Source organism: Denitrobaculum tricleocarpae, assembly GCF_007004665.1.
GTDB classification, from domain to species: domain Bacteria; phylum Pseudomonadota; class Alphaproteobacteria; order Kiloniellales; family Kiloniellaceae; genus Denitrobaculum; species Denitrobaculum tricleocarpae.
In genome coordinates this window covers 750,805-770,771 of record NZ_ML660052.1, presented here as the reverse complement: position 1 = coordinate 770,771, position 19,967 = coordinate 750,805, and the positions used below count along the sequence as shown (strand labels likewise).

The window sequence follows — 19,967 nt, the reverse complement described above, 5'->3', positions numbered from 1 at the left end:
AGGCAAAGTCCGCACACGGGCTCATCTGTCGTCCGCGTCGCTGAAGCTCCCAACCAAAGAAGGTAGCTTTTCATGCTCAAGAGAATTCTTATCCCGCTTGTCATCGCGATCATCACCCTGCCCGCCGGCGCAAGCGAATCTCTGGCCGGACCGCTCACCTTCACCAGGTCCATCGGCTTTAAAAATACACTTGGCACGATCGATCACACCGTGGATTTCAATAGCTTCGCCGGCGATGCGCTGTTTCAGAACGGAGAGCTCGACGCCGGGCCGATTACGCTCTCCTCAACCGGAGCTTCCCACAACAGCTTGAATAAGATCGAAGTCTCGCCCTTTCGATTTGAAATCATTGCCCCCTCCCACACGCCCTTTGCGGCGCTCTACCTCGAAACCTCCGCGGCAGGCACAACGACCGCGACCATGAGCTTCGATGTCCCGATTATCGGCTTCGGCGCAACCTTTCGTGCTCTTCAGCGCGACACCGTGATCAGCTACACAACGGCAACGGGCTCCAAAACGATCGTGCCCGGGATCACCAATCGTTTCTTCGGCTTTATCCTGGAACCGGCAGAATTTATCTCCAGCCTGACCTTTTCGGCGCCCGTGGCAAACGGTTTTGGGATCGACAACATCCTGCTGGCGAACGCCATCATCCCTTCGGCAGCAGCCGCCACGGTCGACGAGCCCAATAGTCTGGTTTTGATGCTGATGGGTGTCCTGGGCCTGGGCTGGCTTCTGCGCAAAACCCGCAAGGCTTGCTAAAGCCGGTCGCTCTCGGGACCGGCCATCTCAGGCAACCTCATCTGCGCCTTGCGTTCCAGATCCAAAATCCGGTCGTAAGCACCGTCCGGTAATACTTCAGCCCCCTTGATCATCAGCGCCGCGCGCGTCGCTTCCAGATCCGGTGCCTCGAGCGCGGCAAATAGCGCGGACCTGAGCCGCTGCAAGAGGTCTGCCGAGCCCGCGCCGGCCGTGATGTAGGGGAGCCCGGGTGCCTCGGGTCCGCGATCCAGAATGCGCAGGCCCTCCACCGCCGGGGGGCGGTAGCGTGCCGCCAGTCCGTAAGTCACCGCGTCGATGGCGCAGACATCCGCCTGCCCGGCCCTGACCGCGTCCATGCTGGCGAGGTGACCGCCGCTAATTTCCAGGCGCGCAAAAAACCGCCCGTCCCGCGCGAAGGGGGCAACGACCGACCTGAGAGATGAAAAGCCCGACTGCGAATCCAGGGAGTTCACCACCGCGGTCCGGCCCGTCAAATCCGCAACGTCCTGCGCCGGGTCCTCATCGCGCACCAGGATCAGACTGCGGTAATTCGTGCCGGCGCAGCCGTCGCAGTCGTAGGCCGGGGTCGCGACCACAGCTACTTTCCCCAGGAGTGCATGGGTCAGCGGATAACCGCAGGTCTGGCTGAAGAGGAGATCGGGTTTCCCCCAGTGTTGCATGGGATCCGCAACCTCGCTCAAATGATCGGGAACCCCCTCGATGCCCTCCGCCGTCATGGCCCGTGCAAGACCCTGCCACCAGGATTCGCTCGCGGGTCTGAATTCGGGCATGTCATACATGAAGAGGCTCGCAAGCCCGGTGGCCTGCGTCACTCCGTCTCTCCGGTTTCACCTTTGGCGAGACCTGCCACACCCTGCCCGACCGAGGTGTAGGCGTTGACTTCGGGCTGCGCCTTCCCGCCGCGGCGCCCTTGGAGCGTTACGACGGTGCCCGGCGCCAGTTCGGTATAGTCCCCCTTGTCCGCCACAAAGATGTCCTGCGTGGTCTTCAGACCGCTGGGCGGGTCGATACTGCCGGCGGAGATGGAGATGGCGTCGCCGTCCAGACGTTCCCAGAACAGGGACGCGCCACAGGTCCTGCAGAAACCACGCCGCGCGCGGTCCGACGAACTGTACCAGCGCAAGCCCTGGCGTTCGTCGCAGGAAAAGGCGGAGCGCTTGACCCGTGTATAGGCCGCAAAGTTGCCATGCGTGCGCTGGCACTGACCGCAATGGCAGTTGATCACATCGCGCAGAGGTCCGAAGAGACGATAGCGCACGGCGCCGCACAAACAGCCGCCAGTCGCGCTGGGAGTCTCGTCGTCTCTCTCTTCGATCGCTTCCACATCTTCCCGCATCGCGTTTCTCCATCCCCTGGGGATCGGTAAATCAGAACCAAAGTGCTTTACGTCACATCGGCCAACTGCCGCTCGAGAAATCCAATGATATCGGTCGGCTGAATCACGGCGGAGCGAATCAACTCGTCGAAATGCCGGTTCAGCACCCGAATATGCTCGGTCGCATTGAACACAAAGTACATGTTGCCGAAATAAGCCGCGGCACGCTGCCGGCCGAAGAGCGTGACCGGCACGGAGTAGCGCTGCAAGCCATCGAACAGAAACCAGCGAAAGGCCGGATAGAGCTCGTCGATCAAAGACATCATGGAGAGCAGTTGTTCGTGACGGGACTCCGCGGGCAGATCGGCCCAGATCCCGTGCCCCCTGGCAAAGTCCTGCACCGACTGAAAGGAAGAGCAGGCCTCCAGGTCTGTCTCCGGCCGGCGGCTGTACTCCAGACGATGTGATGCCTGCTCCAGGCCACGCTCGGGTGTGATCGGCGCATAGTCCCGGTATTCGTAGCGCGTGACCGCTTCTGTCTTGAGCAAATCCGGCAGGGTCGAGGGAACGTAGCGGACCTTATAACCCTCAGCCTCGGCGTGCCAGCGGATCAGACGCTCATCGACCGGAGACCCGGCGCCGGATTCGATCTCCAGCGGCTGGCCCATGATGTTGATGCCTTCCTGATCGATCTGGCTCAGCCCCAGCAGCCAGTCCACGCTGACCTGCTGCGCGCTGGCTATAGCCGCGATGGTCTCGGCCCGTGGCAGGCGGTCGTTATTGGCGGAGAGAAGCTGCGACAGCGTCGAACGGTCGAGACCCGCCGTCGTCGCAAAAGCGGAGCGGCTCAAACCGGAACGCTCGATCACGTCGGTCAGCCGTTCCCGGAAGACCTCAACGGTTTCACGGCGATCCACTTTTGTTCCTCCGAATTATCACCAATTGTTTACAATTATCATCATTTGCAGCTTTTGCATACCACAATCAACGCATTGTGCGCTGAATCGCATTGTTGTCATAACACTCCGGGCGGTAGAATTGCTTATGAGGACAAAGTTGCTTTTGGGGAAGCAGCTGCAGAGGCCGGACCGGATATGCCTTGGAGTATGCGTCCGGTCTCCCCGCCAACCAACGGCGATTTCGGGTCACAGCAGGGTCGAATTGACTTTGAGCAGCGTGTTCACCTCTGAATTCGGGGACTGAAAAGGCCTGCCCGAAGCAACCCTGCGGGGAACTGGCCCCGGGGATAAGCGTGGGGGAATTGGCCCAGGGGAAGAAGCCACCTTGCAACATCGGTCCACGGCTGGGCCGTAACGACAAAAAAGCAACGGGAAAAAGACGCAAAGACAACAAAAGGAACTCCATGCCCGGCGTAACAGACACAGCTAAAACGGCTCCCCGGCAGGAGCGCGCTAAAGCTCAGACGACAATGCAAGCCCGCCGGAAAACGGCGATCGAATGGCCCACTCTCGGCCTCGGCTTCATCATTTACGGCGGTTTCGGCCTGCTCACTTGGCACTACCACAGCCTGCCCTGGTGGCTCGGGGCCGCCATCGGCATCTATCTGATCGCCTGGCACGGATCTCTGCAGCACGAGGTCACCCACGGACATCCGACCGCCTGGCGCAGAGTGAACGAAGCCTTTGTCTTCCCCAGCCTCTGGCTCTGGATTCCTTACGGCCTCTACCGCAGCGCCCATTTGAAGCATCATTGCGATGCCCGCTTGACCGATCCTCTGGAAGACCCCGAGTCCTATTATCTCACGCCCCGGCAGTGGGCCGAAGCCGGCCGCGCCGCGCGGATCCTCTATCTGGTCAACAATAGCTTCCTGGGCCGTTTGCTGTTCGGGCCGGCCATCTGTATATGGCGGCTCTACAAGAACGAAGCGCTGCAGCTGATCCGGGGTGACGGACGGAATTTAGGCACCTGGGGGCTTCATGCGCTCTCCTGCGTTGCCGTTCTCTGTTGGGTGGTGGCGGTTTGCCAGATCCCGCTCACAACCTATCTCGTGCTCTTTGTCTATCCAGCAGTCTCGCTCTCCCTGGTCCGCTCCTTTGCCGAACACCGGGCGCATCCGGATGTGGAGCAGCGCAGCGTGATCGTCGAATCGCGCGGGCCCATGGCGCTGCTGTTCCTGAACAACAACCTGCACGCACTGCACCACGCAGAGCCCGCGCTGCCCTGGTATCAACTGCCCGCGAGATTCAAAGCCCGCCGAAGCGAGCTCCTGACCGCCAACGGCGGCTATCGCTTCAGCGGCTACGGTGAAATCATGCTGCGGTACATGCTCTGGCCGAAAGAACATGTCCGGCATCCCTTTGGCCGCGCGCTTACCGCCCGCGCGCCGAAGGTGGCGGCGCCTGCTCCGGCGGCTGCCCGGACACTGCGGCCCAACACCACTTTGGAGCCCGTTACTCTGGAGTCCGCGACTTTGGAAGCCACCGCTCTGAAGCCGGTGAGCGCTGCCTGAAGCTGCCCGATCTGATCAGCGCTCAGAAAGGCCAGACGACCAGGATCACCGGCACCGCGACCGCGACGATCAGGATCTCCAGGGGCAGGCCCATGCGCCAGTAGTCGCCGAAGGCGTAACCCCCGGGGCCCATAACGAGTGTGTTGTTCTTATGCCCGATGGGTGTCAGGAAGGCGCAGCTCGCGGCCACGGCAACCGCCATCAGGAAAGGGTCGGCACTGACCCCCAGCCGCTCGGCGATATCGATGGCAATCGGTGCCGCGATCACCGTCGTCGCGGTGTTGTTCAGAACATCGGACAGGGTCATGGTCACGATCATGAGCAGGGTCAGAACCACCGCCGGGGACCAGCCCGCCGAAATCGCGACGATACCGTTCGCGATTAGGGCCGTGCCGCCGCTGGCCTCCAGCGCCTGACCGATGGGAATGAGACAGGCCAGCAAAACAATGACCGGCCATTCCACGAAATCGTAGATTTGCCGCAGGGGCATGATCTTGAGCAAAACGTAACCGATCACCACTCCGGCCAGGGCGACCGGCAGATAGATGACGCCCAGGCTTGCCAGAATGATCGCCACGGCGAAAAGCCCGGCGGCCATAGCCGCCTTATCCCGTTGGATCACCTCCAGACCGCGTTCCGCCAAAGGCAGGGTCCCGAGCCAGCTCGCCACTTCCGGCAGACGCTCGGCGGGTCCCAGCAGCAGCAGAACATCGCCCGCGGAGATCACCAGTTTCCGCAGGCGTTCCCGGAACCGCTTGCCGCTGCGCGAAACCCCCAGAAGCGTAATGCCATGCCGGTAGAGCAGGTTCACGTCCAGCGCAGACCGGCCATCGATCCGGGCGTGGCGCGGCACCACGACTTCCATCAGCTTCTGATCGCCTTCGTCCACCCTGGCGCGCCGCTCGCTGCCGGCATATTCCAGCTTCAGGCTCCCCACCAGTTTGTCGATCGCCTCCGGACCGGCCTCCACCACCAGGATGTCACCGGCTGAAATCTCCTCCCGCCGTCCCGTGCCCGGCAGCCGCTTACCCCGGCGCACCAGACCCACGATGTGGGCGTCGCAGTCCGCGGCCTCTTCATCCAGGTCGGAAACCTTGCGGCCAACGGCCGGTGACGCTTCCGGCACCTTGATTTCCGCGATATAGCCCTGCAGGTCCATCAGTTCCTGGGCAGTGTCGTGTTTGCCGCGCTCGCCCGGAAGCAGGCGCCAGCCGACGAGGGCGACGAAGGCAACACCGGCCACCGCGCAGGCCAGGCCGACCGGCGCGAAATCGAACATGGAGTAGCTCTCGCCCAGGGATTTCTCCCTGAAGGCTGCGATGATGATGTTGGGGGGTGTCCCGATCAGGGTAACCAGCCCGCCCAGAATCGTCGCGAAGGACAGCGGCATGAGGGTCAAGGCCGGCGAGCGCTTGGCTTTGGCACTGGCCTGCAGCTCGACCGGCATCAGGAGAGCCAGCGCGCCCACGTTGTTCATAAAGGCGGAGAAAAAAGCGCCCAGGCCGCTCATGACCGCGATATGGCTTGAGAGCTTGCGGCTGCCATCGATGAGATAACGCGTGATCAGATCGATGGCGCCGGAGAGCACGAGCCCACGGCTGACGATCAGGACCAGGGCGATAATCACAACGGCAGGATGGCCGAAGCCGGAGAAAGCGTCCTCGGTGGGGACGCTGCCCGTCACCACCGCGACGACCAGCGCCGCGAAGGCCACCAGGTCATAACGATAGCGGCCCCACAGCAGCAGCCCGAAGACCGCGAAAAGCAGGGCGAATAGAACGATTTGGTCTGTGGTCACATGCTGTCCTGTCGTCGTTTAATCTTGAGAACCTTGGGCGCAGCTTTTCCGATGATTCAAGTATGTATTTTTCAAGTAAATCAGATCACTACAATATACTTCATAGTAAAAAAATTTCTTAAAAAAACCAATCCTTCGACCTGCAACTTCGCGCACTGCAATCCACGGCATGCTTTCCATTCGATAACAGTGAATGAGAAGCAGCCGGAAGCACGTTATTCTCAATCAGGCGATCAAGAGTGCTTTTAAAGTGTTCAATAAGGATTTCGACATTGGATTCACGCCCTTCCCCTTCGAAGTAGAACCGAGCATCTCCTGTGAGGTAAGGCGTGAGAGGAGAGGCCAAAACGACGCACTTCAGGCTTTTTATCGCAGAAATATAGTTCTTAACGTTTTCGGCAAACGTCAAACAGGAAACGGCTCTCAGACTCCCGCGGCTTATGGCTGCGCATCAGGCGACGGAAACAGCAAGCTGTCCCATTGCGCGGAGACGATTTCCACCGAATAGTCCTGCATTCGCCGTCGCGCCTCCTTACCCAACCGCTCCCGTAACGCAGGTTGCTCAATAAGCAGCTGCAAGCACTCCCCCAGATGCTCCGCGTCGTCCGAGCGAAAGACCAATCCGGACTCGTGATCTTCTACGTACTCGAGCGCGCCCAGCAGCGAGTCTGAAACGATACAGGGCAAACCGTACGCCATGGCTTCGAGTAACACGTTTGGCGTGCCCTCATAAAATGAACTCAGGACGAAAATCCCGGCAGCCCGGTAATGCGGGTTCGGGTCCTCAACCAGTCCGGGCAGGTTCACCTGGTCCGCCATACCGCCGGATTGGGCCTGTTTCGTGAGCGCATCATGTTCGGGCCCCGCGCCGAGGATTTCCAGCTTCCAGCCCTGGGACTTCGCGCCAAGCCATGCCAGCGCGGCAATGATCAAGCGATGATTCTTCTGTGGAACCAGCCGTCCGACACTCAGAACCACGGGCAAACGCTCAGAGTCTGGAACCGGGTCGGTGATAACGACCGGATTGCGTACCGCCGCCAGCTTTGAGCGGGGCACGTAGCCCGTCATAGCTTCAACTGCATTCACGCTGTTGGCGGTGACAACGCTGGCGAAACGATAGAGTAACCGGCGCAGATTTCTGATAAAGATGCCGGCTTTCTGGCGCGTAGGGTCATTTCGCTCGGACACAATGATTCGGCATTTAAGGCCGAGCGACGCCAGAATCACAAAGATGTTCGTCACGGTTATGAAGGAAACGACAGCTCTTGGCTTATGTCTGCGCAGATGCTGACGAATCCTGAAGACCGCCTTGACATTGAAGAGATGGGCCGCCAACCGGCCTGAGTCTAATGGTTTTGGGCCAATAACGACTCGTTGAACCTCTGACGGCAGGACATAAAAATCACTCTCCTCGGGTAACCAGGTAATGAGTTGGACACGCCGGCCTTTTTCGATCCAGGCTGTGATCAAATTCACTGCGACCCTTTGAGCACCCCCGCCCCCTAAATCGTACAAAAACATCGTGATGTCAGGTTCCAGACGATCCGACCCCACGAAAGGGAGCATACTTGCATAGCAGTTTTGAACAATTTCGGCGTGGCGCTTCAGTGAGTGTCTTTTGAACGCAGGATCTCTCGCGGCCTTTGCCAGGGCGTTTGCGCGAACCGGATCCTCAAGCAGATCAATGGCCGACGCCGCAAATGCTGAGGAATCATCGACTGGAACCAGCAGTCCGTTTAACCCGTGATCAACGATTTCCAGATGACCGCCGTCCGAGCTTGCAATGACCGGTGTCCCCACCAACATAGCCTCGATCAACACACGGCCAAAGCCTTCATAAACCGCCGGTGCCATGAGAAGATCGCAACCTGCAAGCAGCGGCTCAATCGGAAACCTGCTCCCCATCAGCCGGCAGGTCTTCGAGAGGTCCAGTTCAGCAATACGCTCCTGCACCCTTTGCGCGGTCGGCATCCTTTCTTCTCCAAAGAACAGACACAGCACGTCCTCGCCATACCTTTGTTTAAGCGCGCTTGCGGCCTCGACACAGACCATTGGACGCTTCTGATCCCGCAGATTTCCAACAAAAGCGATGAGCCTGGTATGCTCTGGAACCGATAGTTCTTCACAAAGCCGCTTTTTCGCAATGTCACGCGCAGGCACGCTGGTTTCCAGGACAACAGGATCTAAAAGCGTGCGCACTTTCGGCCGAAGCAAGTTTGAGTAACCACCTCGAATGAACTCCGATACGGCAAATACACGGTGCGCCAGCAATGTGAAATACACCGAATTCGCCAACCTAAGCCGCGTCCGCTGATGCCAAACGAATTTCGCGCCTGCCCGCCGGGCCGCAAGCACCCAGGTCAAGTGCATGCGCGCGTCGTTGGTGTGCACGATGTCAATTTTTTGTTCGCGTAAAAAAGCAGCGAGACGACCTGAGCACTTCAGCATGGCCCGAAGCCGGATTAACAGACCACCTCCGACCACCAATGGGATCCGAGGAGCCAAAACATAGTCTATATTGCGTGCAGTCAGGTACTCAGCAAAATGGCCTTCCTCGTGAAGTACGATAACCGGCTCGAACCGGGTGCGATCCAGTGCACCAATCAGCAACAATACCGAGACTTGGCTGCCGCCGATCGTGTCGCCAACAAAAGGAAAACCTATACGTGAAGGAGCGCTGTCAGTCACTGAAACACACCCGGCCAATCTGCAACCTTGCTCTGCAGCCTTCCAGGTCTTCTTTGAAACGCCCGGCACCTCGCAAGGTATCTTGAACACTCGGAAAACAGAATGACCTGCGCCGGCCCCATTTGCTCCCCTGTGAACGCTCGGTCTCGGAAGCTCGTAGTCTTGGCATAGGCGGGATCCGGATGCTCATCGAACCCGGCAACGAGGTCTAAATGAACCAAGTTGCGGATATCTGAGCCAGATTGATCCTCAAGCGTTTCCGGATACAGAAGGTACAAAACATCTCCATGGATAGTCTTCCGGGGCAGATAGAGCATTTCACCCTCGCTTACAACTGGATACTTCTCGTTAGGCAGGTATCCTCACTCGAGAGACTCGAACCGTCCCACTGGAGGGAACCCGTAACGACATAAAACCGGATCTACTTCAGGGGAAAGCTGTTCTTCCTCCAGCGGTGCCGGCAAGATTCTCCACCACAGAAAAAAGTGGATTTGGCAGGTCTGGCTCGCTTGCGACTAAACCTCGCACCGGCCTACATCACGATCCGGCCTGCATCACGATCCGGCAGAGCTCAGTGCCTTGTCGTAAATCTCTTCAAGTTGGTCGAGCACGGCGTGCGGCGCATAGTTCGCCAGACAGCGCGCACGAATGCCGTCAAGGTCGAAATCAGCATGCTTTTGAAGCATAAGCTCCATCCCCTCTGTCAAAGCGCTCACGTTGCTTGGTTCAACCCAGATGCCGTTACTGTCATCTATCAGTTTTTCATGTACCCCGCATGTCGTCGCCACCACAGGCAAACCCGACGCATGCGCCTCTACAACGGGAATACCGAAGGTTTCATGCCGGCTCGCCAAAACGTAAGCGTCGGCGCGCCTCAACTCTTCGGAAACGCGTTCCCGGCTAAGTTGTCCCAGGAACTCAACTTGCTTGCCGATCCCCAGACCTTCGCAAAGAGCATGAAGCTCTGACTCTAATTGACCTCCTCCACCGATACGCAGATTGACCGGTCGTCCCTTGAACCCTGCCGCAAAGGCCTCGAGAAGAACGTCAAAACCCTTGATTCGATCAAAACGCCCCACGGAAATGAATACGAACGGCGTTCCGGTTGGGGAAGTGCGGCCTGTCCGCGCAGGGAAAAGCTGGTCGTCAATCATATTCGGTATAACCCGCCAGGGGCGGAAATCGTCACCAAACATGTCTTCCAGCAGTTGCCCGGTGCTTTCACCGATTGGCAGACGCATCCGGGCTTCGGAAAAGACCTTACGCATTGTCGGCAAGTGAGCCTCTTCCACGACTCCCCTTGCATAATTGGTCATGTGTTCCGTCACAACGTAGGGAATCCCCAGTGAGTTCAGAACTGCGTTTGCAGCGACACCACTCCATTGCGAGCCGTGAGCATGGATAAGATCAGGCCGGCCGTGCCGGCGGATATAGTATTTTAAGCTGCGCAATCCCATAGGACCGCTCGCGTCATACTTTGTTCGCCAAATCGGCCGGCGTTCCGGTAGAGCATAAAAGGTGCAGTCCCGGACAATCGGAGCGCCAAATTCATTCTCTTCCCAAATGAAGCCACCGTGCCGCAAACAGTCGAGCAAACTGTAGTCCCGTTGCATAAAAGCTACGAGACCGACATGCAGACCGCGCTCACGAAAGGCTCTCAGGTGTACGCGAAACTTCGCACCGCGCGGCGAATTGCCTTCAGTGACATAGGTGTCAACAAGCAGAAGTATGTGACGGGACATTTGTCCTTCTCCGGATTGATTAAAATTTTTGCCTGACCGTCAGACTTGGCACCACCCCTGAACCATCCGACACACAGAATCCAGCTTGCTCAGGAACGCAGACGAGTATTCGTTCTCACTACCAGATCCAGCCGATGAGAGGACCTGCTGACCGCCTTCAACAGCGGCCCGCGACTACGGCACTCCAAACAGAGCAAAGACTGATCCGCTCCACAGAACACCAAGTTACTCTTGGAATACGTACTGGGGCAGTTTCCCCGCGAGTAGACTGTGAGCGCTGGCATTCGTCACCTCGACACCGAAAGACTTTTTGCAGAAGTCAGCCATCAACACGGTGTAGTCAAGAGGAGAAACCCCCTTCTTCCCGGGAACGTTATGTGGATGAGTTTCATTTACATAGTACTTACGAAACGCACTCAACTCAGGAAAAACACTCAAGTATTTTTCGTCATCGAAAAAGTGTTCATCGCTTTTACCATCGATACCGCAAAGGACAACCTCCTTGTATCCCATTTGGACAGCAAGCGCGATTAGGAGGCCCACCGTGCTCCTGACCTGCGGCACGGGCAAGCATACTCCGGAGCCATGGCTGAGCAATCCGGCTCTGCGCAACCCACTAAAAAGACCATCAGGATCATCATGGACCCCGTCGGGGACAAGAAGAGTGGGCAAGACCGAGATCATCGCGCCGTCGACTTTCTCGAACTTCCTGAACGACTCGGTATGCGCAAAATCACGACCGTGATATAAATCCCCTCCCTTGATTACAATTTTGGCATTTTTATATCGCCCGGATACTTTGTAAAAAATATTGTCCATTATTTCCAAGATGTCGGCACCGCGTCTCTTATCCTGCTCGATTTGAGTAAAATACACACTCGGCACAAATTCATGAACGAACCAGGAATTAAACCCCCAGGAGTCACTCTTTGAAATATGTTCGAAGTCACCCTCAGAAAGATCGTTTATACTTGGTCCGCTACCCAAAATAAAAACGCGATCACTATTTCGATTGATACAGTTCTCAATCGACTTTATTATGCCTTTCTTCCTGTACCTCTTTTCCAGGCGAAGCTGCTTCAGCGCACTGATCGTATTGGACAGAAACACCGGCTGATCTTCGCGATCGAGGTAATGAAAGAGCGTGAGCAGGCGCCCGGCGCCGGGCGATCCGATACCGCGACAGGCAAGGCTTGACGAAACAACCAGACTTAAGTAGCTGAAAAACCGCTTTAGTTCACCGCGCCTAAACACCAATCAAACGACTCCAAGCTCATTACGTCACGACACCCAACGCCCTCTCAAGCAACCAGGACAGCAGGCAATACACACTTCCATGTTAAGAAAAGAAACACGTTTTTGCCGATCAGAAGACGAGGCTTAACTGACCGTTGGAACCACAAACGTCAAGGAAATTTGTTTGAATTGAGCGGCGATTATACCCATTCCAAATTCAGAGAGCGGCAGCTTCGCGCACTTGCTCTCTTGTACGGGTTCCTTGCGTCTGCTAAACGTCGCCGTCATACGCGCCGAAAGCACCTAAACACTGCCGTTGTTCCGCGAGATTCGGCTAACGTTGGACGTGATGAAATACCTCAGTTTCGCAAATTATTTTCTCCAGACATATCATCCCTACCTGACAAAAACCGCTGTTTGGCCGGAAATATGGCGCCGCGAGCTCCGACCGCGCATAATGAAGCGTTTTGGAAAGTATATCCCGCCGGACAGGCCTTCCGACGGATCGGGCTGGTGTAATCAATTAGCCGTCTCAACAGACGAGGCCCTTGCCGAGTTAAACATCGATGTCGTCAATCCGGCAGATGTCTACCCGGACGTCTTCAATGGTGCAAAGCGGGCCGAAGAGAACTGCCCGATAAAAATGGGGGGCGCCGGCAACTTAACCCTTCTGTACTCATTGACCGAAGGCCTGGAAGCGGCGCGCGGGATTGAAACCGGCGTCGCTTATGGCTGGTCCAGTCTTGCCGTTCTCCTCTCATTGCAGAAGCGTCAGGGCCAGCTCTTCAGCGTCGATCTGCCGTACTTCAAACTCCGAAGCGACAACTGGGTCGGTTGTGTTGTTCCGTCTGATCTTCGCAGCAATTGGCACATTTATCGCTGCGCGGACCGCGAAGGCTTGCCTCAGGCCACGCGTGCCTCTGGCTCTATTGACTTCGCTCACTACGATTCCGATAAATCGGTTCCGGGCCGGCTGTGGGGCTATGATCATCTATGGAAAGCCCTCCGTTCAGGTGGTCTCTTGATATCGGACGACATCGGCGATAATGACGGCTTTCGACAATTCTGCGAGCAGATTGGCATTACTCCCATCGTTGTGGCTGATCAAGGAAAGTACCAGGGCATTCTGCGCAAACCGTAGAGCAACAGAGCACCAGGTCCTGAAACGACAAACGCGGCGTTCCGAAAAAAAAACAGAGTGAAGACCCCGCGTTCTATCTTTGATGGCGCGATCCATTCAACCCGCGGACCTCCGGATGAGCGCGAACAACCGCGAGAGCAGCCCGCCAATCCCGGTTGCCGGCGGGGAGAAGGTTAAAAAGGGCGCGGAAGAAAGTCAGGTCCTCCGGATAACCCAAAGTCCAGCGCGCCTTGCCCAGCGCGGCATCGCGCCTGTACAATGACGGCTTGCATCAGGCTGCGTCGGTCAGGATGCCGGCGAGCGCGTTGACGACGGTATCGACATCATTGTCATTCATCGCCGGAAACAGTGGCAGGGAAAGACAACGTTCGTAATAGGCATCGGCCCCCGGCAGGCTGAGCCCCGGGTAAAGCGCTCGGTAGTAAGGTTGTCTATGAACCGGAATATAGTGGACCTGCGTGCCGACACCTGCGTCCCTAAGACGCATCATGACGTCTGCCCGAGACAGACCCAAGGCCTGGAAATCAATCAGTACAGGATAGAGATGCCACCCATCGTCCGCTGAGCTCAGACGCGGGACAGGCTTAACCACATTTGCCAACGAAGCCAGCAACGAGTCATACCGCGCCGCCAGAGCCCGGCGCCGGGCGATCCGATACCGCGACAGGCAAGGCTTGACGAAACAACCAGACTTAAGTAGCTGAAAAACCGCTTTAGTTCACCGCGCCTAAACACCAATCAAACGACTCCAAGCTCATTACGTCACGACACCCAACGCCCTCTCAAGCAACCAGGACAGCAGGCAATACACACTTCCATGTTAAGAAAAGAAACACGTTTTTGCCGATCAGAAGACGAGGCTTAACTGACCGTTGGAACCACAAACGTCAAGGAAATTTGTTTGAATTGAGCGGCGATTATACCCATTCCAAATTCAGAGAGCGGCAGCTTCGCGCACTTGCTCTCTTGTACGGGTTCCTTGCGTCTGCTAAACGTCGCCGTCATACGCGCCGAAAGCACCTAAACACTGCCGTTGTTCCGCGAGATTCGGCTAACGTTGGACGTGATGAAATACCTCAGTTTCGCAAATTATTTTCTCCAGACATATCATCCCTACCTGACAAAAACCGCTGTTTGGCCGGAAATATGGCGCCGCGAGCTCCGACCGCGCATAATGAAGCGTTTTGGAAAGTATATCCCGCCGGACAGGCCTTCCGACGGATCGGGCTGGTGTAATCAATTAGCCGTCTCAACAGACGAGGCCCTTGCCGAGTTAAACATCGATGTCGTCAATCCGGCAGATGTCTACCCGGACGTCTTCAATGGTGCAAAGCGGGCCGAAGAGAACTGCCCGATAAAAATGGGGGGCGCCGGCAACTTAACCCTTCTGTACTCATTGACCGAAGGCCTGGAAGCGGCGCGCGGGATTGAAACCGGCGTCGCTTATGGCTGGTCCAGTCTTGCCGTTCTCCTCTCATTGCAGAAGCGTCAGGGCCAGCTCTTCAGCGTCGATCTGCCGTACTTCAAACTCCGAAGCGACAACTGGGTCGGTTGTGTTGTTCCGTCTGATCTTCGCAGCAATTGGCACATTTATCGCTGCGCGGACCGCGAAGGCTTGCCTCAGGCCACGCGTGCCTCTGGCTCTATTGACTTCGCTCACTACGATTCCGATAAATCGGTTCCGGGCCGGCTGTGGGGCTATGATCATCTATGGAAAGCCCTCCGTTCAGGTGGTCTCTTGATATCGGACGACATCGGCGATAATGACGGCTTTCGACAATTCTGCGAGCAGATTGGCATTACTCCCATCGTTGTGGCTGATCAAGGAAAGTACCAGGGCATTCTGCGCAAACCGTAGAGCAACAGAGCACCAGGTCCTGAAACGACAAACGCGGCGTTCCGAAAAAAAAACAGAGTGAAGACCCCGCGTTCTATCTTTGATGGCGCGATCCATTCAACCCGCGGACCTCCGGATGAGCGCGAACAACCGCGAGAGCAGCCCGCCAATCCCGGTTGCCGGCGGGGAGAAGGTTAAAAAGGGCGCGGAAGAAAGTCAGGTCCTCCGGATAACCCAAAGTCCAGCGCGCCTTGCCCAGCGCGGCATCGCGCCTGTACAATGACGGCTTGCATCAGGCTGCGTCGGTCAGGATGCCGGCGAGCGCGTTGACGACGGTATCGACATCATTGTCATTCATCGCCGGAAACAGTGGCAGGGAAAGACAACGTTCGTAATAGGCATCGGCCCCCGGCAGGCTGAGCCCCGGGTAAAGCGCTCGGTAGTAAGGTTGTCTATGAACCGGAATATAGTGGACCTGCGTGCCGACACCTGCGTCCCTAAGACGCATCATGACGTCTGCCCGAGACAGACCCAAGGCCTGGAAATCAATCAGCACAGGATAGAGATGCCATCCATCGTCCATTGAGCTCAGACGCGGGACGGGTTTAACCACATTTGCCAACGAAGCCAGCAACGAGTCATAACGCGCCGCCAGAGCCCGGCGCCGGGCGAGGAATGCCCCCAGCTTGCGCAACTGGCTCTCTCCGAGCGCGCACTGCATGTCGCAGGCCCGATAGTTGAAGCCGGGCTCGGCCATCTCGTAATACCAGGGATTGGTCTGTCCCCCGGGGTCCCGGGCCTCATCCTGCTGCAGGAATGCACCCGGGTCGCGCGTCATACCATGACTGCGAAGTCGCGCTAAGCGGCCGGCCAACTCGGAATCGCGGGTCGTGACCGCCCCTCCCTCGCCCATGGCGACGGCCTTGACTGGGTGGAAGGAAAAACACGCCATCTTCGACAGGGACGCAGACCCCACCAGCGCTCGTTCTCCGCCGGCTGTGTGGGCACCACCCAATGCATGGCAGGCATCTTCAATCACAGCAAAACCGTACTCTGCGGCGAGGGATGAAATCTCCTCCATGTCGCAGGATTGACCGTTGAGATGCACAGGTATGGCTGCGCGAACCCGGCGTGGATCCTCCGCCCGGGTCAGGGCCTCGCGCAGCGTGCCGGCGGTGAGCAAGCCACTGTCGGGATCGACGTCCGCGAAGAGGACATTCGCCCCGACGAACCTGACGACGTTGGCACTCGCCAAGAAGGTGACAGAGGGAACCACCACGATATCGCCAGGCCCCAGGTCAAGCGCCAGAACGGCGAGATGAAGCGCCGCCGTTCCATTTGCACAAGCCACCGCATGGGGCGCCTGTACGGTCTCGGCCAGCGCTGCTTCAAAGCGCCCGACTGCGGGCCCCCCGGTCAGAAAATCCCCCCGCAAAACCTCGGCGACAGCCGCGATGTCGTCTTCGTCAATCGTCTGGCGGCCATAGGGAATCATGGTGCTACTACTCCTCAACTGCGGCGGGGACCCGCCGCTGCGCTGCGATGACTCCGGTGAGCCGGCTGAACACGCTCAAGATGCTAATTCAATGCGCCCGGTCAGGAAAGAACGCAAGTCGATTGAACCTTGCCGGACCGCTAGTGTGGTGGGCCTGAAGTTCGTGTCCTTTATGACGTCTTTGCCTGTTACGCGGTTAGGCGCGGGGACTGCAGTGATGTGGAGCATCACAAGGTCCTCGCAACGACATCCGCGGGACTTGCAAAGGCGCCGGAAAGGTCGCTTTTGCGGTTCTCTGAAGGGCGTCACCGCCGCTCGCCGATGCTTCGGCATCGCCAGCGAGACGCTTCCTGCTCAGAAAACCGCAAAAGCGATCATAAATGATACGAACTTCAGGCCCACCACACTAGGCGATCGGGAGTCAACGGTGAAGCGCTCCGATAGGGTCAGGATTTCGCTCGGTTCATCGCTCCGGGAAACGCCCGATCAAGCCAGGAAAAAATCTCGCCGTGACCTTCAGTCTGCCGCAGCCACTGGCTGCGCAGTGCGCGAGGCCGTTTCTGCCCGCTCCGAACCGCTCTCGCAGGTTTTAAAGTAGTTTTCATTCGCGCGCAGGACAGCTTCAGGGATCGGGACATCGGCTGGCAAGGCGTACTTTCGGTACGGCAGGTAGTTGTTGACGACTTTCTGCATGAAGCTCCGCCAAGTCAGGTCAAACCGGCGCCAGCCCATCCTGCCAAAGACGCGCGCGGGAAACTGGGCCAGCTTTTGACTGAAAGGCAGGTCCCGGTACAAAACCGCAGTTTTTTTTTGGCCTGGCTTTTCGTCGCCAAAATAGTGTCGGCACCAGAAATATCCTGCCCGATCGTTTGATCCTGCCGTTTTAGCCCCAAAGACCCCGAAGATGCGCTCCCGCGCAAACGTTAGTTTCATCGCCAAGCTGGAGTACGCCACATTCACGCGCGGGGCCGTTTCGAACTGGCGCCGCAGCTCACTAACGGAACCGCCCGACAAATGGAGTGGCTCTGCTAAAAAACTGAACTCCGATATTTTTGACAAGGGAACAACGGTAACATGACGAAACCTTGATTTATAGACTTCATGCAGTCGCTCCAGGGAAAATGCATCCACATCAAAATACTCAAGTCTCATACCTTGCGTGACCGGCTCCAGCCTGTCGTAGGTTTGCGAAGCGACAAAAAACTCGGCGGCGTCTTTGACATTTCCCTGATGCACCATCTGCTGATAAACAGATGTCAGATATTCCAATGGCTTGCGGATCGTGATCACGATCCGCGCGTCAGGCCCAAAGAGTTCGAGATTGCGATTCGCCGCTTTCTCCCAAAGCCGTGGGTTCCAGTTGACCAGACTTTCGTCGCTGATCAGCGTTGTTTCCGCTTCACTCAGAAGAGCCCTCAGCCGGGAATTCTCGTCCGCGCTCAGGCCATACAGATGGTGTTTCCGGCAAAGGTACATGACCTCGGGTTTGTTGTAGGAGAGATCCGCTACAATATCCTTTAACTTTGGAAACACCGAGCGCTGCAGCGTTGTTGTCGCAGTCTTTCCCAGGCCGATGTGAACAATCAACATGCGCGTATTCTCACCCACTGCTCCGGTCGTTTCAATCCTCAGGCTCTTCGCAGAAAGGCATGCAGCCTTGCAAAGGTCCAGGTTCTTTTGTCCGCATGCAGAAGGCTACCCAGCAAAACAAATCCCATAGTCCATATCGGGAAAAGTCAGATTCCGCTCTGTCGAAAGTCGCCGTCAACCACCTGAAGCCCCGGATCAACAACGCGTCATCACGAGCCTGGACAGCTTCGTAACCGATTGGAACCGACCGCCTCTTTCCAGTCGCGGCAAGGTCTTCCAGGCTGATCCTGGCCAGGTTTCTGATGCTGCGGGCAGCGATTCGCCAGTGGCGGCGACAGCTCTTTCTGCAGAAACAACCCCGGCACGCACCAACTTCTCGCGTACTTGATCATTGGGCTCAACAGCGGTCAGTTCGGCATTGCACAGGTTACTCAATGCTCGAAGATTTATGCCGACATTGGCTCCGACCTCCAGGATGGACTCGAGGTCACCATATCCCTTTCTGATACTGTCGAGCGTTTTCATACCATCCGGTCGATTGCGCCAATCTTCAGCACACGCAGGCACGCCTATTCAAGTTTTTAGGGCAACACATCTATAGTTCGAACCAGTTTTCAGTCACGTTGTACCCTTTAAACCGGCTCAAGATCATGCAGATTGAGCCGCTTCTCCAGCACCGCAGATCGTTCTTTTAGACCTCTGTCCGCATTGGTTTCGCTGCTCGGCTGACCCAATATAAAGCGCAGCACTCAGCAAACTTTTGAGTCGTTTGAACGTCCGGTATCAACATTCAAAAAGCGACTTGATCCTGGCACCGCCGGCTCGTCGCTTCAGCTGCCGCGAGAAATCACAAGTCGCCTATACCACCGTTTTATCTAAAGCGCGCAGTTCTTCCACCGAGAGAAATTTCGGATTGTTACTCGAGTTGTACGCGAACTCTTCCTCCACCGGCATACCCTGCTCGTTAAGCTGATTCGTTTTAAAGTCATTGTCCCGGCTGTGAAAGCGAATCGCAGGGCGGATCACGTAGTGATCGTGGAACCGCAGCGTTAAATGCGAATCGTCCGCCGGACACATGGTCTCATGCAGCTTTTCACCTGGGCGGATACCAATACACTTGTGCGGCAGACCAGGTGCCATCGCCTCCGCCAAATCGGTGATTCTGACAGAAGGTATCTTCGGTACGAAAATTTCTCCTCCTCGCATACGCTCGAAACTTCGAATAACGAACGCCACACCTTCATCGAGGGTAATCCAGAAGCGTGTCATGCGCGGATCAGTGATCGGAATTTCCGTTGCACCCTCGCGCAGGAGTTTCCGAAAATAGGGAACAACCGACCCTCGGGAGCCCACGACATTGCCATACCGCACCACAGAGAAGACCGTCTCATGACCCCCGGCGATGTTATTTGCGGCGACAAAGAGTTTGTCTGACGCCAACTTGGTCGCACCATAGAGATTGATCGGGTTTGCGGCTTTGTCGGTCGACAACGCGATCACTTTCTTCACATCATTGGCCAAAGCCGCAGTTATGACGTTCTCAGCACCATGGATGTTCGTTTTAATGCATTCATGTGGATTGTATTCTGCGGCAGGTACCTGCTTCAGCGCTGCAGCATGCACGACAATATCCACACCCCGCATGGCTTGAACAAGCCGCTCCTTATCGCGGACATCGCCGAGGAAATACCGCAAACGCGGCTCTTCACCTATCTCCTGCTGCAAATCGAACTGTTTAAGTTCGTCCCGTGAAAAGACTATGATTTTTTTGGGATCATGGCGTTCAAGCAGGGTTCGGATCAATCTTCTTCCAAACGATCCCGTTCCACCGGTGATGAGAATACTGCGCTCGTTGAACATATTTAAGTTTCA

General features: G+C 56.9%; 16 protein-coding genes. 4 read left to right on the top strand and 12 right to left on the bottom strand.

Annotated elements, in window-relative coordinates; genetic code table 11:
- Positions 1–72: 72 nt before the first annotated feature.
- Complete coding sequence (locus FKG95_RS03445) at positions 73–762, top strand: hypothetical protein (protein ID WP_142894894.1); 690 nt, start codon at positions 73–75, stop codon at positions 760–762.
- On the opposite strand, the gene FKG95_RS03440 is transcribed toward FKG95_RS03445, so the two are convergent.
- Genes FKG95_RS03440 through FKG95_RS03430 form a run of 3 tightly spaced genes read right to left on the bottom strand, consistent with a single transcriptional unit; the run spans position 759 to position 3,015 of the window.
- Positions 759–1,595: a phosphate/phosphite/phosphonate ABC transporter substrate-binding protein gene (locus FKG95_RS03440; RefSeq protein WP_142894893.1), complete on the bottom strand. Its 837-nt coding sequence runs from the start codon at positions 1,593–1,595 to the stop codon at positions 759–761. The two genes, FKG95_RS03445 and FKG95_RS03440, sit on opposite strands and share 4 nt — an antisense overlap.
- On the bottom strand, positions 1,592–2,119 hold the full coding sequence (locus tag FKG95_RS03435) for a GFA family protein (protein ID WP_142894892.1): 528 nt from the start codon (positions 2,117–2,119) through the stop codon (positions 1,592–1,594). The genes FKG95_RS03440 and FKG95_RS03435 overlap by 4 nt, the downstream gene beginning before the upstream one ends.
- 47 nt (positions 2,120–2,166) lie before the next feature.
- Entirely contained in the window at positions 2,167–3,015 is an 849-nt protein-coding gene (locus tag FKG95_RS03430) for a helix-turn-helix domain-containing protein (RefSeq protein ID WP_142894891.1), read from the bottom strand.
- A gap of 446 nt (positions 3,016–3,461) precedes the next feature.
- On the opposite strand from FKG95_RS03430, the gene FKG95_RS03425 reads away from it, so the two are divergent.
- Positions 3,462–4,568 (top strand): fatty acid desaturase, encoded by a 1,107-nt coding sequence (locus tag FKG95_RS03425; protein ID WP_142894890.1) that lies wholly within the window; start codon positions 3,462–3,464, stop codon positions 4,566–4,568.
- A gap of 22 nt (positions 4,569–4,590) precedes the next feature.
- Here FKG95_RS03425 and FKG95_RS03420 read toward each other — a convergent pair whose 3' ends face one another.
- From FKG95_RS03420 to FKG95_RS03405, 4 genes are all read right to left on the bottom strand, one after another.
- Positions 4,591–6,366, bottom strand: coding sequence for an SLC13 family permease (locus FKG95_RS03420; RefSeq protein ID WP_142894889.1), 1,776 nt, complete (start codon positions 6,364–6,366; stop codon positions 4,591–4,593).
- A 438-nt stretch (positions 6,367–6,804) separates the two neighbouring features.
- Positions 6,805–9,054, bottom strand: coding sequence for a glycosyltransferase (locus FKG95_RS03415; protein WP_179953908.1), 2,250 nt, complete (start codon positions 9,052–9,054; stop codon positions 6,805–6,807).
- Positions 9,055–9,608: 554 nt separating this feature from the next.
- Positions 9,609–10,796 carry a glycosyltransferase gene (locus tag FKG95_RS03410; protein WP_142894887.1) on the bottom strand — a complete coding sequence of 396 codons (1,188 nt, stop codon included), beginning with the start codon at positions 10,794–10,796 and terminating at the stop codon, positions 9,609–9,611.
- 225 nt (positions 10,797–11,021) lie between these two features.
- Positions 11,022–12,053, bottom strand: a complete 1,032-nt coding sequence (locus tag FKG95_RS03405; protein WP_142894886.1) for a hypothetical protein — start codon at positions 12,051–12,053, stop codon at positions 11,022–11,024.
- A gap of 328 nt (positions 12,054–12,381) precedes the next feature.
- Here FKG95_RS03405 and FKG95_RS03400 point away from each other — a divergent pair, with 328 nt between their 5' ends.
- Entirely contained in the window at positions 12,382–13,173 is a 792-nt protein-coding gene (locus FKG95_RS03400; RefSeq protein ID WP_142894884.1) for a class I SAM-dependent methyltransferase, read from the top strand.
- 271 nt (positions 13,174–13,444) lie between these two features.
- Here FKG95_RS03400 and FKG95_RS03395 read toward each other — a convergent pair whose 3' ends face one another.
- Positions 13,445–13,825, bottom strand: a complete 381-nt coding sequence (locus FKG95_RS03395; RefSeq protein ID WP_281281424.1) for a DegT/DnrJ/EryC1/StrS family aminotransferase — start codon at positions 13,823–13,825, stop codon at positions 13,445–13,447.
- Positions 13,826–14,239: 414 nt separating this feature from the next.
- On the opposite strand from FKG95_RS03395, the gene FKG95_RS03390 reads away from it, so the two are divergent.
- Positions 14,240–15,031, top strand: a complete 792-nt coding sequence (locus FKG95_RS03390) for a class I SAM-dependent methyltransferase (RefSeq protein ID WP_142894884.1) — start codon at positions 14,240–14,242, stop codon at positions 15,029–15,031.
- Positions 15,032–15,302: 271 nt separating this feature from the next.
- On the opposite strand, the gene pseC is transcribed toward FKG95_RS03390, so the two are convergent.
- The 4 genes from pseC to pseB form a co-directional block, all read right to left on the bottom strand.
- Positions 15,303–16,505, bottom strand: a complete 1,203-nt coding sequence (gene pseC, locus FKG95_RS03385) for a UDP-4-amino-4,6-dideoxy-N-acetyl-beta-L-altrosamine transaminase (RefSeq protein WP_142894883.1) — start codon at positions 16,503–16,505, stop codon at positions 15,303–15,305.
- Between the two features lie 516 nt (positions 16,506–17,021).
- Positions 17,022–18,095 (bottom strand): hypothetical protein, encoded by a 1,074-nt coding sequence (locus FKG95_RS03380; RefSeq protein ID WP_142894882.1) that lies wholly within the window; start codon positions 18,093–18,095, stop codon positions 17,022–17,024.
- A gap of 195 nt (positions 18,096–18,290) precedes the next feature.
- A complete protein-coding gene (locus FKG95_RS03375) occupies positions 18,291–18,620 on the bottom strand; it encodes a class I SAM-dependent methyltransferase (RefSeq protein WP_142894881.1) in 330 nt (109 codons plus the stop codon).
- Positions 18,621–18,953: 333 nt separating this feature from the next.
- A complete protein-coding gene (pseB, locus tag FKG95_RS03370) occupies positions 18,954–19,955 on the bottom strand; it encodes a UDP-N-acetylglucosamine 4,6-dehydratase (inverting) (RefSeq protein WP_142894880.1) in 1,002 nt (333 codons plus the stop codon).
- Between the last annotated feature and the right edge of the window lie 12 nt (positions 19,956–19,967).

What these genes read in the sequence shown, in the direction of transcription:
- FKG95_RS03445 (WP_142894894.1), top strand. Translation starts at nt 73, where the DNA reads ATGCTCAAGAGAATTCTTATCCCGCTTGTCATCGCGATCATCACCCTG.
- FKG95_RS03435 (WP_142894892.1), bottom strand. Translation starts at nt 2,119, where the DNA reads ATGCGGGAAGATGTGGAAGCGATCGAAGAGAGAGACGACGAGACTCCC.
- FKG95_RS03425 (WP_142894890.1), top strand. Translation starts at nt 3,462, where the DNA reads ATGCCCGGCGTAACAGACACAGCTAAAACGGCTCCCCGGCAGGAGCGC.
- FKG95_RS03410 (WP_142894887.1), bottom strand. Translation starts at nt 10,796, where the DNA reads ATGTCCCGTCACATACTTCTGCTTGTTGACACCTATGTCACTGAAGGC.
- FKG95_RS03400 (WP_142894884.1), top strand. Translation starts at nt 12,382, where the DNA reads ATGAAATACCTCAGTTTCGCAAATTATTTTCTCCAGACATATCATCCC.
- FKG95_RS03390 (WP_142894884.1), top strand. Translation starts at nt 14,240, where the DNA reads ATGAAATACCTCAGTTTCGCAAATTATTTTCTCCAGACATATCATCCC.
- pseC (WP_142894883.1), bottom strand. Translation starts at nt 16,505, where the DNA reads ATGATTCCCTATGGCCGCCAGACGATTGACGAAGACGACATCGCGGCT.
- FKG95_RS03380 (WP_142894882.1), bottom strand. Translation starts at nt 18,095, where the DNA reads ATGTTGATTGTTCACATCGGCCTGGGAAAGACTGCGACAACAACGCTG.
- FKG95_RS03375 (WP_142894881.1), bottom strand. Translation starts at nt 18,620, where the DNA reads ATGAAAACGCTCGACAGTATCAGAAAGGGATATGGTGACCTCGAGTCC.
- pseB (WP_142894880.1), bottom strand. Translation starts at nt 19,955, where the DNA reads ATGTTCAACGAGCGCAGTATTCTCATCACCGGTGGAACGGGATCGTTT.